This window comes from Ruegeria sp. HKCCD7628 (genome assembly GCF_057221005.1).
Genome location: NZ_JBWVBA010000012.1, coordinates 1 through 17,264, shown reverse-complemented (window position 1 = coordinate 17,264; position 17,264 = coordinate 1). Strand labels below are relative to the sequence as shown.

The 17,264-nt window shown below is 55.0% G+C and carries 19 protein-coding genes; 8 read left to right on the top strand and 11 right to left on the bottom strand.

Features of this window, described 5'->3' with window-relative positions; translation table 11 throughout:
* Positions 1–11: 11 nt before the first annotated feature.
* From AC2TAD_RS19040 to AC2TAD_RS19015, 6 genes are all read right to left on the bottom strand, one after another.
* Positions 12–1,004, bottom strand: a complete 993-nt coding sequence (locus tag AC2TAD_RS19040) for an ABC transporter ATP-binding protein (RefSeq protein WP_480869617.1) — start codon at positions 1,002–1,004, stop codon at positions 12–14.
* Complete coding sequence (locus AC2TAD_RS19035; RefSeq protein ID WP_480869614.1) at positions 997–2,094, bottom strand: ABC transporter ATP-binding protein; 1,098 nt, start codon at positions 2,092–2,094, stop codon at positions 997–999. Before AC2TAD_RS19035 ends, AC2TAD_RS19040 begins: the two co-directional genes overlap by 8 nt.
* 2 nt (positions 2,095–2,096) lie before the next feature.
* Positions 2,097–2,285, bottom strand: coding sequence for a hypothetical protein (locus AC2TAD_RS19030; protein ID WP_155150119.1), 189 nt, complete (start codon positions 2,283–2,285; stop codon positions 2,097–2,099).
* Positions 2,282–3,220: a carbohydrate ABC transporter permease gene (locus tag AC2TAD_RS19025; protein WP_170755712.1), complete on the bottom strand. Its 939-nt coding sequence runs from the start codon at positions 3,218–3,220 to the stop codon at positions 2,282–2,284. Before AC2TAD_RS19025 ends, AC2TAD_RS19030 begins: the two co-directional genes overlap by 4 nt.
* Complete coding sequence (locus AC2TAD_RS19020; RefSeq protein WP_170332156.1) at positions 3,217–4,164, bottom strand: carbohydrate ABC transporter permease; 948 nt, start codon at positions 4,162–4,164, stop codon at positions 3,217–3,219. Before AC2TAD_RS19020 ends, AC2TAD_RS19025 begins: the two co-directional genes overlap by 4 nt.
* 79 nt (positions 4,165–4,243) lie before the next feature.
* Entirely contained in the window at positions 4,244–5,563 is a 1,320-nt protein-coding gene (locus AC2TAD_RS19015) for an ABC transporter substrate-binding protein (RefSeq protein WP_170724798.1), read from the bottom strand.
* A gap of 399 nt (positions 5,564–5,962) precedes the next feature.
* On the opposite strand from AC2TAD_RS19015, the gene AC2TAD_RS19010 reads away from it, so the two are divergent.
* On the top strand, positions 5,963–6,742 hold the full coding sequence (locus tag AC2TAD_RS19010; RefSeq protein WP_480869610.1) for an MOSC domain-containing protein: 780 nt from the start codon (positions 5,963–5,965) through the stop codon (positions 6,740–6,742).
* Between the two features lie 76 nt (positions 6,743–6,818).
* Here the strand turns inward: AC2TAD_RS19010 and AC2TAD_RS19005 are convergent, their stop codons facing one another.
* From AC2TAD_RS19005 to AC2TAD_RS18990, 4 genes are read right to left on the bottom strand one after another with little or no spacing between them, the layout of a single operon-like run.
* On the bottom strand, positions 6,819–7,601 hold the full coding sequence (locus AC2TAD_RS19005) for an arginine deiminase family protein (RefSeq protein WP_480869608.1): 783 nt from the start codon (positions 7,599–7,601) through the stop codon (positions 6,819–6,821).
* A 3-nt stretch (positions 7,602–7,604) separates the two neighbouring features.
* A complete protein-coding gene (locus tag AC2TAD_RS19000) occupies positions 7,605–9,209 on the bottom strand; it encodes a 5-guanidino-2-oxopentanoate decarboxylase (protein ID WP_480869605.1) in 1,605 nt (534 codons plus the stop codon).
* Positions 9,206–10,390 carry a pyridoxal phosphate-dependent aminotransferase gene (locus AC2TAD_RS18995; RefSeq protein ID WP_480869603.1) on the bottom strand — a complete coding sequence of 395 codons (1,185 nt, stop codon included), beginning with the start codon at positions 10,388–10,390 and terminating at the stop codon, positions 9,206–9,208. Before AC2TAD_RS18995 ends, AC2TAD_RS19000 begins: the two co-directional genes overlap by 4 nt.
* A complete protein-coding gene (locus AC2TAD_RS18990) occupies positions 10,387–11,034 on the bottom strand; it encodes a TetR/AcrR family transcriptional regulator (RefSeq protein ID WP_170755717.1) in 648 nt (215 codons plus the stop codon). Before AC2TAD_RS18990 ends, AC2TAD_RS18995 begins: the two co-directional genes overlap by 4 nt.
* Before the next feature lie 93 nt (positions 11,035–11,127).
* Between AC2TAD_RS18990 and AC2TAD_RS18985 the strand changes: the two genes are divergently transcribed.
* The 4 genes from AC2TAD_RS18985 to AC2TAD_RS18970 are packed head-to-tail and all read left to right on the top strand — an operon-like array spanning position 11,128 to position 14,235.
* Entirely contained in the window at positions 11,128–11,922 is a 795-nt protein-coding gene (locus tag AC2TAD_RS18985; protein WP_480869600.1) for an ABC transporter ATP-binding protein, read from the top strand.
* A gap of 34 nt (positions 11,923–11,956) precedes the next feature.
* Entirely contained in the window at positions 11,957–12,721 is a 765-nt protein-coding gene (locus AC2TAD_RS18980) for a transporter substrate-binding domain-containing protein (protein WP_480869598.1), read from the top strand.
* Between the two features lie 9 nt (positions 12,722–12,730).
* Positions 12,731–13,477, top strand: a complete 747-nt coding sequence (locus tag AC2TAD_RS18975; RefSeq protein WP_480869595.1) for an ABC transporter permease — start codon at positions 12,731–12,733, stop codon at positions 13,475–13,477.
* Positions 13,432–14,235, top strand: coding sequence for an ABC transporter permease (locus tag AC2TAD_RS18970; protein WP_480869593.1), 804 nt, complete (start codon positions 13,432–13,434; stop codon positions 14,233–14,235). Before AC2TAD_RS18975 ends, AC2TAD_RS18970 begins: the two co-directional genes overlap by 46 nt.
* A gap of 70 nt (positions 14,236–14,305) precedes the next feature.
* Here the strand turns inward: AC2TAD_RS18970 and AC2TAD_RS18965 are convergent, their stop codons facing one another.
* Entirely contained in the window at positions 14,306–15,310 is a 1,005-nt protein-coding gene (locus AC2TAD_RS18965) for an AraC family transcriptional regulator (protein ID WP_480869589.1), read from the bottom strand.
* A 142-nt stretch (positions 15,311–15,452) separates the two neighbouring features.
* On the opposite strand from AC2TAD_RS18965, the gene AC2TAD_RS18960 reads away from it, so the two are divergent.
* The 3 genes from AC2TAD_RS18960 to AC2TAD_RS18950 form a co-directional block, all read left to right on the top strand.
* Positions 15,453–15,602, top strand: a complete 150-nt coding sequence (locus tag AC2TAD_RS18960; RefSeq protein WP_480869586.1) for a hypothetical protein — start codon at positions 15,453–15,455, stop codon at positions 15,600–15,602.
* A gap of 3 nt (positions 15,603–15,605) precedes the next feature.
* Entirely contained in the window at positions 15,606–16,856 is a 1,251-nt protein-coding gene (locus tag AC2TAD_RS18955) for a metal-dependent hydrolase family protein (RefSeq protein WP_480869764.1), read from the top strand.
* A gap of 26 nt (positions 16,857–16,882) precedes the next feature.
* On the top strand, positions 16,883–17,264 hold a 382-nt coding region (locus tag AC2TAD_RS18950), incomplete at its 3' end, for a CheW domain-containing protein (protein ID WP_480869584.1).

Sequence of the window (17,264 nt, the reverse complement as noted above, 5' to 3'; positions counted from 1 at the left end):
GCTTTTGCTCCTTAAGTCACTCGCGTGCCGGACGCGTCAAAATACAATGGGTTGTGTGGTCGGATTTTTATTACTTTCCCAGAGGGGTAGTCCTGATGGATATCAATCAGGGTCACAACCGGGTGGCCGTTTAAGTCTAGGTGCAGCCGCGTTTGATCTCCCAAGTGTTCGGCACGCACTACACGTGCATCCGTGCCTTCACCTTCGATGATGTTTTCCGGGCGAAGACCAATCTGCGGACCTTTGTGATCGCCTCCGAACAACGCGGACGGAAGGATGTTGATCCGTGGCAGTCCCAAGCGGCTGGCAACATACACACTTCCGGGATTTTCATAGATGTCGCGAGGGGTACCGTACTGAACCAGCCTGCCGTTTTCCAAAACACCGATATGCGTCGCCATTGTCATGGCTTCGACCTGATCATGGGTCACGTATAGTAAGGTTGATCCTAGGTCTGCCTGAATTCTTTTCAGTTCCACACGCAAGTCCGCTCGAAGTTTGGCGTCCAAAGAGCTGAGGGGTTCGTCCATCAGGAATATCTGGGGGTCCCGCACAAGCGCCCGTCCAATTGAAACGCGCTGCATTTCGCCGCCGGACAGCTCAGTTGCTTTGTTATCCAGCTTGTGCGGAATTTGGAGAATTTCTGCTACCTCGCCAACCTTCCTGGTGATCTCATCCTCGGGTGTTTTTAGGATCGGTGACCGCAGGGGAAAAGACAGGTTCTCTCGTACTGTCATATGGGGGTATAGCGAGTATTGCTGGAAAACCATCGCTACATCACGCTGGGCAGGAGTATCTATTCCAACGTCACGACCGGCAATGTGCACCGTTCCTGAATCCAGTTTCTCAAGCCCGGATATCAATCTTAGCGTCGTTGTTTTCCCTGCGCCCGTCGGCCCCAACAACACCACAAAAGCACCGTTGAGGATCGTCATCGATATACCATCCACCGCTTTTAGACTACCGAATGACTTCGAGATATTTTGCAAAACGACTTCAGCCATTGCTTAGCACCTCGTCGTTCAAAGCGGACCTCAACGCGCGTCCGGTAGACTTTTCAAACAGGGTTACTGCAGGTGAGCGGAATTCCAGTCCTACCGTTTCGCCGGGATTAACCACTTCACGCGCACCAATGCGGGCTTTCAGCTCTCCGTTCGGGCTTTGCAGTGTCACGATCTGGGTGGTTCCCAGATATTCCGCTGCCAGGACTTTGGCCCGGTAGGCGCTGTCGTCTGACAGAAAAACATGCTCGGGACGAACGCCGAAAACCAGGTCACCTTCCGCCCCTTCCATCAGTTTGGGCACGGCTTCGTCATGGCCATTCAGTCGAACCATTTCCGAGCCAGGCGCGACCTTTCCCTGAAACGGCAGGAAGTTCATCGAAGGAGATCCAATAAAATCTGCAACGAACATTGTCGCCGGTTTGTCGTAGATTTCCTGAGGAGTACCGAATTGCTCGATCACAGCGTTGTTCATCACCACGATCTTGTCGCCCATTTGCATGGCTTCCAGCTGGTCATGTGTAACGTACACAGTGGTTGCGCCCATGCGATCATGCAGAGCGCGCAGTTCTTCTGCCATATGCTCGCGAAATTCGGCATCCAAAGCGCCAAGTGGTTCGTCCATCATGAACGCCTTGGGTTCGCGAACAATCGCGCGCCCCAGCGCCACGCGCTGCCTGTCGCCGCCTGAAAGTCCACCTACTGGGCTATCGAGGATGTCCTTGATCCCCAAAATTCCTGCGACTTCCTCGACTTTGGCCTTTACAGCGGCGCGGGGCATACCCTGCGATATCAGTGGATAGCTGATATTCTTGCGCACGTTCATGTGGGGATACAGCGCGAACATCTGGAACACGAAAGCGATGTCTCGCTCTGATGGCGGTCGCTGGCTGATCTCTTCACCGTCCAAGTAGATTTCACCCGAGGTTGGAAGTTCCAACCCTGCGATCATCCGCAGCGTCGTCGTCTTTCCGCAACCGGATGGCCCAAGAAGCATGAAAAACTCACCGTCCTCAATCGTGAACGAGCTTTCGCGTACAGCGGTGAAGTCGCCGAACATCTTTTTTACGTTTTTGACTACGATCTGGGCCATTTCTACTCCGGGAAATGGCTGACGATGATGAACATGACGGTTCCGATCAGCGTGACGATGAAAGAGTAGGTGAAGGCCCAAAGGACAAAGGGCTGCATCAGCATGAAGACACCCAGTGCAATTAGGATGGTTGCGACCATCTCCCATGGGCCGCGGCGGAGTCGTAGTAATCCGGTAAGAAACTCGCTCATTTGCGCACGGCTCCGAATGTGATCCCACGCAGCAAGTGTTTGCGCATTAGGATGGTGAAAATCATGACCGGGATAAGGAAGATCGTGGCACCTGCCGCCACAGCCGGCCAGTCCAGGCCACCGATACCGATAATGGTCGGGATAAATGGCGGCGCTGTTTGCGCGTTCGCGGAGGTCAGCAGCACGGCAAATGCGTATTCATTCCACGCGAAGATCAGGCAGAAGATCGCAGTTGATGCGATGCCTGTGGCGGCTTGCGGCAGCACCACTTTGTAGAATGCCTGAAACCTCGTGTAGCCATCTATAAGGGCGGCTTCTTCGTACTCTCGTGGGATTTCGTCGATGAAACCCTTCAGCAACCAAACCGCCAGTGAGATGTTAACCCCTGTATAAAGCAGGATCATTCCCAGGTGCGTATCGCTCAATCCAAGGTTCCTGAACATCAGGAAGATTGGGATAGCAACAGCAACCGGCGGCATCATCCTTGTACTGAGGATGAAGAACAGAAGGTCGTCCTTGAGCGGGACCTTGAACCTACTGAACGCATAGGCGGCCAGCGTGCCAAGGAAAATACTCAGGAAGGTCGAGCCGAACCCGATGATAACCGAATTCATAAAACGCTCACCGAACTTTGATGGCCCGACAATCACCATGTCGTATTGGCGCACGATCTCATCGGCCCAGTTCTGCGGCGGGTTGGCTTCCAGAAACTCCTGCGTTTGCCGCGTGCGCGTGGTGAAGAGATTCACATACCCTTCAAGCGTTGGGTCAAAGACCACTTTGGGCGGATAGCTGATCGCATCGGCCGGGGATTTGAAGCCAGTCAGCAAAATCCAGACCAGCGGGATCATCGTGATCAGCGCATAAGTGATGACCAGAAAGCCTGCGATCCACTTGGACCGGTTCGAAGGTTCAGTGACGGAAAAACCACTCATCTCTGTTTCACCTTGTTCAGGGCTTTGACGTAGATCGACGCAAGGCCGAACACGGTGACGAAAAGGATGATCGCATAGGCCGAGGCATAGCCTGTACGCCACTTTTCAAACGCCTCTCGTTTTAGATTGATCGAGGTGAGTTCCGTAACAGAACCCGGACCACCGCCAGTTAGCTGAACCACCAGGTCGAACATCTTGAAGTTCTCAATTCCCCGGAACAGCACCGCCAACATAAGGAACGGTAGCACCATCGGGATGGTAATCGTAAAGAACTGCCGCAGCTTGCTGGCCCTGTCGATCTCAGCCGCCTCGTAGATGTAATCTGGAATGCTGCGCAGACCGGCCAGACAGATCAGCATCACGAAAGGGGTCCACATCCAGGTGTCGACAATCACAATCGCCCATGGGGCCAACGTGACCGATCCCAGCATTTCAAAGCTCGATGGGTCCTTGCCGGTAAACCAGGACACTATGTAGTTAAACAAGCCGATCTGAGGTTGATACAGGAACTTCCAGAAGTTTCCGACAACCGCCGGAGACAGCATCATCGGCAGCACGATGATCGTAGTCCAAAGATCGTTGCCTTTGAATTTTTTGTTGATCAACCATGCCAGCGTGAACCCGATCAGAACTTGAAAAAAGATCGTCCAGAACAGGAAATGCGCGGTCGCCTGCATGTTCAACCAAGTGTCAGAGTCCGTCAGGATACGCTCGTAATTCCTGAGGCCGACATCTTTGACTTCACGCCCGATCCGATTGGCCTTGTAGTTGGTAAAGCTCAACTGGATGGTCCAGATCAACGGAAAGATATTGATCGCCAGCAATAGAAATATCGTTGGGGAGATGAATATCCAGGCGATCGCGCGATCGGATAATCCCCGGATTTTTCGCGCAACTCGCTCGGGCGTTGCCTGCGCAACGCGATCTACGGTCCTGTCAGACATCTCTTTGCCAGTTCTTGTTGGTTTCGGACTCACGGGTGAAGGTGGAGCGGGATTGCACCCGCTCCTGCCTGTGTCCGGGCTACAGCTTGCCTTCGTCTTCGAAGACTTCCGTCCAATCTTCGATCAGAAGATCCAACGCTTCCTGAGCTGTGCCTTGGTCAGCAACCACGTAGTCGTGGATGCGTTTCTGCATTGCCAGCAGAAGCTCGGCATAAGCAGGCTCTTGCCAGAAATCCTGCACACCGCCCATTGCTTCAAGGAAGTCACCCGCGAACGGTTGGCTATCAACGAAACCGGGATCTTCCAGCACTGAGTTATGTGCCGAGTAACCACCCAGCTCCCACCATTTGGCCTGAACGTCTGGCTGCGCGAACCACTTTATGTACTCGAGCGCGGCGTCCTGTTTGTCGGAGTAACTGACTACAGAAATTCCTTGTCCGCCCAGTGTTGAACCCGCTTGATTTTGCGGTGGGTTCACGAAGAAGTCGATCTTGTCACCGCCGGTATTGGGGTCGGCATATAGACCAGGGAAGAAGGCAAACCAGTTCATCGCCATGGCGACCTGACCGGATTTAAAGGCGTCCAAGCTCTCACCCATATAAGAGTTGGTGTATCCCGGAGGTGTAGCCGTTTCGTAGAACTCTTTGTAGAATTCCAGTGCTTCAACTGCTTCTGGTGAATTTACGGCACCTTCCATGTCATACGAGCCAGGTGTGTTTTCATACTTGAAGCCCCATGGATACAGTGCCCCGGTCACACCCATTGTTATTCCTTCCGAGCCGCGCTCGGTAAAAATTGCGGCTCCGTAAACCGTCTTGCCGTCGATCTCACGACCTTGGAAGAACTGAGCGATCTGCAAGAGCTCTTTCTGCGATTGAGGCTCGCGCAGATCCTGACCGGTCGCCTCTTTGTAGGCGGCTTGGATATCGGGGTTTTCAAACCAGTCCTTGCGGTAGAACCATCCATTCGCATCGCCCATCGCAGGCAGCGCATAGTAGTTTGGTGTACCCTTGGGCCAGGTCGAATAAGCGTAGACAGTGGCTGGCGCGAAGTCGTCCATGCTGATGCCTTCAGCATCGAAGAACTCGTTGAGTTGGACATAATGACCGTTTTCGGCACCACCGCCGATCCATTGGCTGTCACCAATTAGCAGGTCGCAGAGTTTACCCCCAGAGTTCAGCTCATTTAGCATCCGGTCCGCAAAATTTGGCCATGGAACAAATTCGAAGTTCATCGTGTGGCCAGACTCTGCTTCAAATTCTTTTGACAGCTCGACAAGCGCGTTGGCCGGATCCCACGCAGCCCAACATAGTGTCAGATCTTCAGCATTTGCCTTGGTAGAAAGAGTAGTAGCGGCAAGGACTATTGCGCTGGCCGAAGCCAGTTTTGTGTAAGTCATCCATTCCTCCCTTTTTTGCGCCGTCAATCGAGGATGTGCGAATCGCGGCATATGACCAAGGCTATTTGAGGTACGCACCTCAAGTCCAGAAATTTTTGAGGTTCGTACCTCAATAGACAGGAGAAAATCGCAAAGGTTTGCTATAAGTGTCTGATTATTATTTATATTATAAAATCAGTTTTGTGCATGAGTAGTTTTGGCAGAGATATTCTAAATAGCCATATCGACTAAAATTGGCGAAGCTCGTGATCGCAGTCATCATGCAACCAGTAGGTTTAGCTAAGCCGCGTCTGAAGCGCTCACAGATTATTTGGTCGATACCTTTGCGAATTGTAGATAGCGTCAAACAGCGCAGCCTGCTCTGGGTATTGGGTCACTCGATTGGTAAGGTGCAGACGTATGAAAAATCTCTCTATCGTCCGAATGAGCCGCTACCCAGTAAAAGGCTTGAGTTCGGAGCCTATGCAAACTGTGACGCTGCGAGCAGGAGAGGGCATTCCTGGTGATCGGTTGTTCGGATTTGCTAGATACAACTCGGGTTTCGATGAGCAGAACCCCAAGCCACTGCCGAAAGATCGTTTTGTCGTTTTGTTAAACGAGGCTGCTCTGGCCGGCATTCAAACAAATTTTGATCCCGAGACCCAAGCTCTTGAGATCAATGCTAACAGCAAGATACAACGCTTTAATATGCGAACGCCCGAAGACCGGATGAGCGCGGCAAATTTTCTTTCGTCGGAGATTGGTTTAAAAGATCCCGAACCGCCAAAGTTCGTCTCGTCTTCGCCTCATCGGTTTACGGATGTGTCTGTGGTATCACCGAAAATGATGAACGCGATATCCGTTTTGAATCTGGCTTCTGTGGAAGAACTGGGCAAGCAACTGAACGCGAATGTCCACCCAGCGCGCTTCCGATCGAATATCGAGATTGACGGGTTACCTGCGTTTGCCGAGCTGGATTCCGTTGGTTCAGTTTTGAGATTTGGTGATGTTAAGCTGAAAATTCTCTCGCGAACCAAAAGGTGCGCAGCAACTGAAGTTAACCCGATAACGGCCGAGCGGGACTTGAATGTACCCTATCTTATTCGAAAGGTGATGGGTCATATGGACATGGGTGTCTATGTCGAGGTGGCCAATGGTGGAACGCTAATGGTCGGTCAATCTGGGCAACTGCTCGCCTAATCCAAAACAGATTGTCAAAAGGCTTGAGACATAAACTATGCTTCAAGTCCAGTTGTCCTGCCTGTCCCTGAGACCCTCAAAACCTCAAGGACAGGCAGGACATTCCGCCATCCAGCTTAGCACAATCGGTATTGTCGATCTGAACGACCTCAAATCCCGCCTTGTCCAGAGTGTCGGCTGTGCGCGGGAAACCTGCTGCCATCAGTACCAGATTATTGAAACGAATTGCATTGGCAGCCGCTTCTTCACCGTCGGCGACATGCAAAACCCTATAGCGTTCAAAACACCCGGACGCATCCAGGCGCTTGGTTGCAAGGATGGTCTCGGCATCCATCAGCGAACAATCGGTCTTGAAATGCAACACGCCTTCAGGCGTAAACACCTCACGCAAAGCATGGCCCCACTCATTGGCAATTTCCGCCAGCTCGGCCACGCCTGCCGCGTCGGTGCGATCCGAACGGCCCACCAAGATTTCTTTTCCGGTCACCAGAATGTCGCCGCCTTCGACATGGCCGGGGCCTTTGATCTCGCGGACGTCGTGATAGCAGGCACGGATCGTCGATGCTATTTCCGCCACTTCACCCATGCGAGAGGGCGCGCCGGGACGCATCAGAATTGCACCTTGTGGAAGGCAAAGTGCGGTATCCTCGACAAATTGTGCATCAGGATAAGCGTCAAGCGGTTCAAGCTCGATCACCTCTGCCCCAGTGCTGCGCAGCGCACTGACATAGGCCGAATGCGCGGCCAGCATCCCGTCCAGGTTTGGATTGCCGATATCCTCGGCGCGCAACCCTTCTGCAATTGTCGTGGCGGGCTTGCGGGTGATGGCACGTGCAAATTCAAAGGTCGGATTCCGCATGAGTTACTCCTGATCCGGGCGATCCCCGGTAATGTCGATTTCCAGAATTGAAGGGCAGTTTCGCGCGCGGGCCGAAGCCAACGCGGCCGCTATCTCAGCGGGATTCTGAGAAACCCGTTCATGTGGTATGCCAAACGAGGCTGCGGTGGCGGCAAAATCAGGTGGAGTCGGGTCGCATCCGATCACCTCAACCCCAACATCCTGCATTGACGTCGCGATTTCGCCGTAGCCGTGGTTATTCCACAAGACAAAGGTAATGTGCAGGTTGTGATCCACCGCGGCCATAATCTCGGGCAGCGAGAATTGGGCGCCACCATCGCCGGCGATGCAGATCACAGGGGCCTGAGGATCGGCAATTCCTGCACCGATAGCGGCCGGAATGCCATACCCGAGCGCGCCATAACCGGTGGCGGCATTGAACCATCCGCCCGGACGGTCGTGGTCATAATAGAGGTTACCTGCGTAGATCGGTTGCGTGGAATCGCCCACTATAAGCGCGTTGGGGACAGTCGCGCGCATGGCTGCCAGGATCTCGACCTGGGCGCGGTAGTCTGGGCCGATCTCTTCATAAGCTGCGGCGCGGGTTTTTTCGGCGCGACCCGCGCCATCCCGCTGGTCGGGCCGGTCGGGCAGGGCAGCAAGCAATGCGGATATTGCCTGATCAGTCCGGGCCTGTATGGCAATTTTCGTGTCATGACGGGCCAATTGATCCGGGCAAACATCAACACGTATCAGACCGGGCATCATGGGCATCTTTCCCGTAGCGTACATGTCATAATCTGTTGGGCCCAGCTCGGTCCCTAAAGCGAGAACGCAATCGGCGTCTTCGATCAGTACGCGTACAGATTTCAAACTGGGGCTAGCGGGAACGGTCAATGGATGATCATGCATCAACCCACGCGCGTTGACGGTTTGCACGACTGGAGAGTCTAGGCGCTCGGCTAAGGCTTTCAGGCCTTCGGCGCTGGTTTTCGCACCGCCACCGGCCAGGATGACAATGCGTTTTGCGGCCAAGAGCTGCGCGGCAGCCTGTTGGATCACGTCGCCGTCCGGGGCCCAGCTGGGTAGGGTCTTGGCGATAGGGGCGCGTTCGGCTGCGTGTCCTGCCACATCCAGTGGGATCTCAATATGAGTGGGGCCGGGACGTTCCGAGCAGCAGGTCGCAAAAACGCGCTCCAGAGCTGGGTCCAGATCACCGGGCAGGCTCACATGTTCAGAAACCAGCGCCACAGTTTTGGCAAGGGCGTGCTGATCGGGCAGTTCATGCAAATGGCCATATCCTTGGCCGAGCGTATCTGTATCGTTGACGCCCGAGACCACCAGCATTGGCACGGAGTCCGCGCGTGCCTGCGCCATCGGGGTCAGGGTGTTTGTCAGGCCGGGACCGGTGATAACAAAAGCTACGCCAGGTTTACCCGACGCGCGCGCATAGCCGTCAGCCATAAAGCCCGCACCCTGTTCATGCCGAGGGGTGACATGACGGATTCCAGAGGCCGCAAGGCCGCGGTACAGCTCGACCGTATGCACTCCGGGAATGCCAAAGACACAAGACACGCCGCGCTGTTTCAGCCCTGCGACCAATGCTTCGCCCACTGTTTGGTTGGTCATGCGACGTTCCGATCGCTGAGGTTTGCATGGGCAACGATGCGGTCCAGTGCTTTTGCGAAACGCTCGTCGTCAATCGTCAAGGCGACCCGGACCCAATCTGTAAGGCTTTCGCCAAAGGCCGAGCCAGGCATGACGGAAACGCCATGCTCCAGCAGGTCCCAAGCATAAGTGTCCCCGTCCATGCCGCAGGCTGATACATTGACCAACGCAAACATGCCGGCCTCTGGGCGGTGTACGACAAGCCCGGTTTCGGCGTGTAGCCGATGTTCCAGGATCAGGGCGCGGCTTGCAAAGCGGGACGCCATACCCGCCGCGACCGACGATCCGTCCCGTACTGCTTTTTCCGTCATGTCCGCGATGAAGGGTTGATTGCCGAACAGCATGGTTTCGGAGACCGGCAGAAGCGCTGCACAAAACTCGGCCGGGCCCACACACCAGCCACTGCGAAAACCGGGGGCGGCGTGGGATTTCGATATCGACGAGACCGCGATGACCCGGTCTGCCAGCTGCGGATCAGAAAGCGGCGACACAAAGTCGGCATCATCGAACACCAGATGCTCGTACACTTCGTCCGAGATGATCCACAGGTCATGTTGTTGCGCAATTTTACCGATTTTACCGATATCTTCCGCAGTCAGGATCGCGCCTGTCGGGTTGTGAGGAGTGGTCAGCAGTATCGCCCGGCTGCGCGGCGTGATACGCGCGGCGAGATCGTCAGCCTGAAGTCTAAACCCGTTTTCAGCGCGCAGCGGCACCGGAACCGGTTCAGCCCCGCTGGCGCGGATGACACCCTCATAGGTCGCATACATGGGATCGCCGACTAGAACTTCGGACCCGGCTTCTGCGAGGCCCTGCATCACCGCAAAAAGTGCTGTCTGCGTGCCGGGAAAACACAGAATGTCTTCAGGCAGAAACTGCCGCCCACGGCTTTCGGTGTATGTTTCGGCCAAAGCTGCACAAAGCCCAGCCTCTCCGCGCCCGTTTGAATATCCGGTGCGGCCCGAATGCAATGCCAAGGCCGCCGCGTCGCACAACTCTTGCGGTGTTGGCACGTCCGGTTCGCCGATCGTCATTTCCACGAGGTCTGCGCCTGCCTCGGCCAATGCGCGCGCCTTCAGGTGGACTTCCCACTTGCCGCCGCCCAATCCGGCCAGCCGTTCGGTGATTGCTGTCAGCCTCATTTGGGCTTGCTCTCCTGCGTTAGATCCAAATCGAGAATGGCGGAAACGGACTGCAGCCCGATTTCAACCAGTTCACCTTGTTCAAATGCGTCCGGCAGCGCCCCGCCTTCAAGCCACAGACCATCGATCACCGCGTTGCACGCAATGGCCAATTGCCGCAAACGGGCAGGGGGCGCGGGCCGGTCAACTTCGTTCAGCGAGGCTGCAATCAGTTCCTCAAGCTGGTCCCGAAAATAGGCATATGTCCGTTCATGCGTCGCTTTCATCTGTGGGTCGTGCTGCACCTTGTTCAGAAAGCTGGCCCACAGGGCGATGGCGCGGGGGTCGACAACGGGTGGTGTCAAAGACGCCGTCACGAAAGCGGCGAGCCTGGTTTGCGCGCCGACCTCTGTGCCCGTCGCAAGTGCAAAGGTCTGGTCGGTCATCGTGTTCATGTGGTGCTCGTAGGCGGCCACGATCAGATCTTCTTTGGAGCTGAAGTAGTGGCGGATCAGCCCCCCCGTGACATTTGCGCGTTCTGCGATTCCCCGCACCGTGGCGCCGCGCACGCCCTGTTCAGCAACCAGTTCCAGCGTGGCTAGAATCAAAGCTTCCTGCCGGGATTCGGCCGACTCGCGCCTGAATTTTTTGCGTTCTTCACTCACAACTGGTTCGTTTTCGCTGGTTGCATTAATTATACGCTTGCATAATTACGATGTTCGCGGCTTACTGCAATCGGAAAATTGGGGTCGCAAAAAATGGACACAGCCGCTGCCGCATCAGCACAGCAACCCGACACCCGCCGAGAGGCGATCCGGGTAGAGGATTTGCATAAATCCTTTGGCGATTTAGAAGTTCTGAAAGGCGTGGATCTGATCGCGCATCAAGGTGATGTTGTTGCGATCATCGGTGGTTCGGGTTCTGGTAAGTCAACCATGCTGCGCTGCATCAATTTTCTGGAGACGCCAACGTCGGGCAAAATCGTCATCGGCGGCGAAGAGGTCGCGATGCGGGCAGATGGCAGCCCGGCCAGCCAGAAGCAAATCGAACGTATTCGCACCAAACTGGCGATGGTGTTCCAGCAATTCAATCTGTGGACGCACCGCACCTTGTTAGAGAACGTGATCGAGGTGCCGGTGCATGTCCTGAAGGTCCCAAAGGCAGAAGCGATCGAGCGCGCGCGCGAATTGCTGGTCAGGGTTGGCCTGGGCGGTAAGGAGGACACGTTTCCCGCTTACCTTTCGGGTGGTCAGCAGCAGCGGGCCGCGATTGCACGGGCGTTGGCCGTTAATCCGTCTGCCATGCTGTTTGACGAACCCACATCCGCGCTAGACCCTGAACTGGTCGGAGAAGTTCTGACCGTGATCCGTGACCTGGCCGCTGAGGGGCGCACCATGCTACTGGTCACGCATGAGATGAAGTTCGCCCGCGAGGTCGCGAACCACGTCGTCTACCTATATCAAGGTCGTATCGAAGAGCAGGGCCCACCTGCCGAGCTCTTTGGAAATCCGCAATCCGAGCGGCTGAAGCAATTCCTCAGCTCGGTCGGATAAAACAAAAATAAACGCTATCAACACGGAGAAACTTATGAAAATCAAAGCATTCCTGACTGCAGTCTCTGCCGCAGCCATGCTGGCGGCAGGCGGTGCTGCAGCCGAGCAAGTCAAGATTGGTATTGCAGCTGAACCCTATCCACCATTCGCCTCGCCGGACAGCGCGGGCAACTGGGTTGGCTGGGAAATTGAGGTCATCGAAGCGGTTTGTACTGCGGCCGAGCTTGACTGCGTGATTACGCCTGTTGCCTGGGACGGCATCATTCCGTCTTTGACTGGTCAGCAGATCGACGCGATCATGGCCTCGATGTCGATCACCGAAGAGCGGTTGAAAACTATCGACTTCAGTGATGCGTACTACAATACGCCCGCGGTGATTGTGGCCGACAAATCAATTGATATTGAGCCTACGCCTGAATCGCTGGCTGGCAAGATCATTGGCATTCAGGCCTCGACGATTCACCAAGCCTATGCGCAGGAATACTTCAAGGACGCCGAGTTGAAAGTCTACCAGACTCAGGACGAAGCCAATCAAGATCTGTTCGCAGGCCGAATTGATGCGACCCAGGCAGACAGCATCGCGATGGCGGATTTCGTGAACTCGGACAATGGCAGCTGCTGCGAGATCAAGGGAGCCGTTGCGGATGATCCGGCGATTCTGGGCCGTGGTGTGGGTGCAGGCGTACGCAAGGGCGATACCGAGCTTCTGGAAGCGCTGAACAAAGGGATCGCGGCGATCCTGGCTGACGGCACGCACGAGAAAATCACCGAGGGCTATTTCACCACCAGCATCTACTAAGGCGCTGTTGTGACCGGACTATTCGAGACACTGGGCCTCGGCGCCAGCGCCGAGTTGCTGTCGCTGTCAAGCTGGGGCGGCAACCTGTTGCGCGGGCTTGCCAATTCCCTGCAGATCGCCGTGGGCGCTTTTGGAATGGGGCTGATAATCGGGCTGTTCGGTGCCTACGGGAAACTCTATGGGGGGAAGGTCACACGTGACCTTCTTGCCATTTATACAACGGTGATCAGGGCGGTGCCTGAACTGGTGTTGATCTTGATCCTGTACTATGTCGGCAGCGATATCATCAACAAGATCTCTGAGGCGTTGGGAGGAGGTCGAGTTGAAATCAGCGGTGTCGCCGCAGGCATCTGGGTCTTGGGCGTTGTACAGGGGGCCTATGCCACCGAAGTGCTTCGTGGGGCTATCAAGGCGGTTCCGGTCGGGCAAATCGAAGCGGCAAAATCCTATGGAATGCCCGCATTTATGATCATGCGTCGCGTGACGATCCCAGCAATGATGGGATTTGCGGTGCCAGGCTTGGCCAATCTGTGGCTTATCGCGACCAAGGATACGGCCTTGCTGGCCGTTGTCGGGTTCAGTGAATTGACACTTGAAACACGACAGGCGGCAAGCAGTACCCGTGCTTACTTTACCTTCTTTCTGGCGGCGGGCTTTCTGTATCTCATGGTCACCCTTTTCTCGGGTGCGGTTTTTGCCCGTATCGAGAAATGGGCGCGCCGTGGTCAGCCTTCGTTGAAAGGGGGTTCCTCGTGATCACCGTGAAAGCGCTGATGCAGCCGCACCGGATCGTTATGATGCTGTTGTTTGCAGCCCTGATTATCTGGTGTGCCTTTTCGTTGCGATGGGATTGGATCCCGCAATACGCGCCGCTGGCGTTGCAGGGCCTTTGGACGACGATCTGGCTGCTGGTGGTGACAACCGTTCTGGGGTTTTTATTGGCGGTGCCGCTGGGCTTGGCGCAGGCGATCGGCCCTTGGTACCTGGCAACACCTGCCCGAGTGTTTTGCACCATAATCCGAGGCACGCCCCTGCTGTTGCAGATTTGGCTGTTGTATTACGGACTGGGTTCGCTGTTTCCGCAGTTTCCTTGGATAAGGTCGTCAGAGCTGTGGCCCTACCTGCGCCAAGCATGGCCTTACGCGGTGCTTGCGTTGACCTTGTCCTTCGCTGGTTATGAAGGTGAGGTGATGCGGGGTGCGTTTTCCAGTGTAGCGAAAGGGCAGCTTGAGGCTGCAAAGTCTTTTGGAATGCCACGTTTTACGATGTTCCGCCGGATATGGCTGCCCCAGGCTGTGCGCAACGTGCTGCCAACTTTGGGCGGAGAAACGATCCTGCAGCTCAAAGCGACACCCTTGGTTGCAACGATCACGGTGGTCGAGATTTACGCCGTCTCTTCGCGGGTTCGATCTGACACGTTTATCGTATACGAGCCGCTTTTGTTGTTGGCCTTGGTCTATATGGTCCTAGCCGGGTTGATCGCTTTGGCTTTTCGCCGATTTGAAGGTGTTTGAAGTCTGACACTGTCTTGTCGGCCCAAACTTGTTAAGCAGTGGCAAACCACTCCAGGTATTTGCTACTTAATTACAAGCCAAGGCGGAACTTGGTCGGTGTCATTCCGGTTTGACCTCGGAAAAAGCGAGTGAAGTGGGACTTGTCGGAATAGCCAAGCATCAGACCAATCTCCGCAATTGTCATCCGGTCTTCTTTTAGGTGCTCCTTGGCGATATCGACACGCAGCCGTTTGATTTCGCGGGGTAGCGTTGTGCCTTGTTGCTGAAGCGCTTTCAGGAACCGTTCCGGCCGTATTCCCAGTAACCTGGCCACCATCTCCGGCCCCAAATCGGCTTCATCCAGTTTGTCGCGCAAGACAGAGCGCAATGCAGCCACCACGGTTACTTCTTCATCTTGTTGCGGTGAGGCGATCGGCTTGGCAGAGCCGTCAGAGACATGGTGCAAAAACAACCATTCCACAGGAAAACTAATTTGCATTCCGGGATCGGGTCCAAGGCCAACCTCGATCCCCTTGTAGTCGATAGGTAGACCATTGATGTATCTGCTTTCCCATCGTACGCGCGAAGAATCCCAGGAATCGCCGACGACGGTCTGCAATAGACGTACATAGATTGCGGCGCCAAAACCGGTCACCTGAACGGGTGGAACAGTTGGTTCCTGTTGCCTATCGATACGATAAGTCGCTTTGTCCGCTTTAATGATAAGGCTGTGCCGCACAGAATTGGACTCCTGCGGGACAAGCCCAACAAAGCGGGTAAAGAACTCGAACAGCGTTTTTGTAGTTTGCAGGGCTTGAGCGAACGGAGGCCACTCTTGCAGGTTAAACGTCTCGCCTACATTCAGTCCAAGGTATCGATCCCCTGACACTTCTGAGAAGGCATTTACCAAGCCGTAGACCAACTCTGAGTGAACGAACACGGATGGGTCAGACAACAGTTCGGCCTTCAACCCGACCTGATCCAAAGCTGGTTGCGGATTGATCTTACGTTCGGTGAGATATTGCAGAAACGGAGCAGCTAATGAGAGGCGAATAAAGCCCTCGCTATGCTCTCGGGAGGTGGCGTTGAAAGGCAAGCTCGTCATCCTTGTGAGCATTGGCAGTTTTATTCAGTGGCCATTTTTATAATCACATTCGAACATCCTAATTCAAAAGTGGCAACCAAGGCAAAACTTTCCGGACTACAGTTGGCAGAACATGAATATGAAGGGAGTACCCATGTCCGGTCTACGAATGTCGCTTTGCTCGGCGGTAATCGCCGCTGCCGGTCTTTCTTTTTCTGCGTCCGCGCACGCTCAGGATCAGGATCAGGAAGAACCCCAAACTCTTTTCACCAACGTGCATGTCTTCGACGGCGTCAATGAATAGCGTATCGAAAATGCGAGCGTTCTGGTTGAGGGCAACCTTATCAAGGCCGTCTCAACTGATGCGATCGATGCCCCCAATGCCACGGTCATTGACGGAGAGGGACGGACACTGACCCCCGGGTTTATCGAATTGCACGCGCACCTGATGCTGATGGGGCCGACTCTGCCTGCGATGGAGGCCAATACGACTTGGGAAGATTTCGCGATTCACGGTGCTCGGATGGCCGAGATGTATTTGATGCAGGGCTTCACCACGGTCAGGGACGCAGGTGGTGCCAATGGCGGGCTGCGCCGCGCAATTGACGCAGGCCAAATTGACGGACCGCGTTACTTTCCGTCCGGTGCATTTATTGGAACGCGCGGCGGTCATGCTGACTTCGCGAATTTCACCGCTCCACCGGGCTCAGAAACCAACATGAGCCGCCTGAATATGGCGCAGGAAGTTAGCGGAGTGGACGACGTTTACAGGTTTGCACGCAACAATTTCCGCATGGGTGCTACACAGTTGAAATTCATGCAATCCGGGGGTGTCGTTTCGGCCTTCGACCCGTGGCAATTGCTGGCTGGGTCGCCCGAGGAAATCCGAGCCGCCGTACAAGTTGCAAATGAGTATGGCAGCTATGTCATGGCGCATTCCTATCGTAAGGAAGCGATCCTCAGTGCGCTTGACGCAGGTGTCATGTCCATCGAACACGGCTTCTCGTTTGACTGTGAAATTGCCCAAGTCATGAACGAAAAAGGGGCGTATATCACCACCAACCTGACGGCCTTCGATCCCGGACTGCTCGATATTCCAGCGGTAGCAAACGTCCCGTCGAGCCTTGCCAAAGCCAAGTCCGCTTCGGCCACATTTGCAGGCTACATCGACAATATGAAGGAATGTCCGGTCAAGCGAGGGTTCCAGACCGACTGTGTTGGTTCCGTCGAGGCCTGCAATATCCAGATTGCCTATGAAAAACACCTGAACAACGAGTTTTTCGGGCCCTACACATCCATGGTCACGCTGACATCGACAGGTGGCGAGGTGGTCGCTTTGTCAGGTGACTTCATGAACCCGTATACCGACGGGAAACTGGGTGTGATCGAAGAAGGTGCCTATGCGGATATCCTGCTGATCGACGGTAACCCGCTCGAAGATTTCTCGGTCGTTGGTACGGGCGATCAGTGGTTCGGTGCCGACCCGAGGCCCGAAAGCCCCGAGACGATCCGCCTGATCATGAAGGACGGCGTCATCTACAAAAACACACTGGATTGACACCTCTAAAGAGCCGGAGAGCATCTATGCACCATGTGTTTCGCACCGTAGTATTGGCAGGGTTGGTTTGGTGTGGACAGTCTGCCATGGCGACGCCCGATACCGCGTTGGACTGGGCAGACCTGCCGGACCCATCCTCGCAGATCTTTGAAGACCCCTACCGTGATCTCAACCCCGAACAATTCGACGAAGTCCTCTACGTCGTGCGATTGCGTGGCAGGCTGCAGCAGAATGATGGCAGTGAAGATGAGCGGCAAAAGTGGCAAGCGCTTTTAGCCGAGACTGAGGATGCCTTGGCAGCTGATGGAATTGATATCGACTGGCTACTCGATCAGCGGGAGGTGGTAACGGAACGTCGGAGAAAGGCTGGGACCAACGGAAATCCACAGTTCGACGGTCAAAAAATCA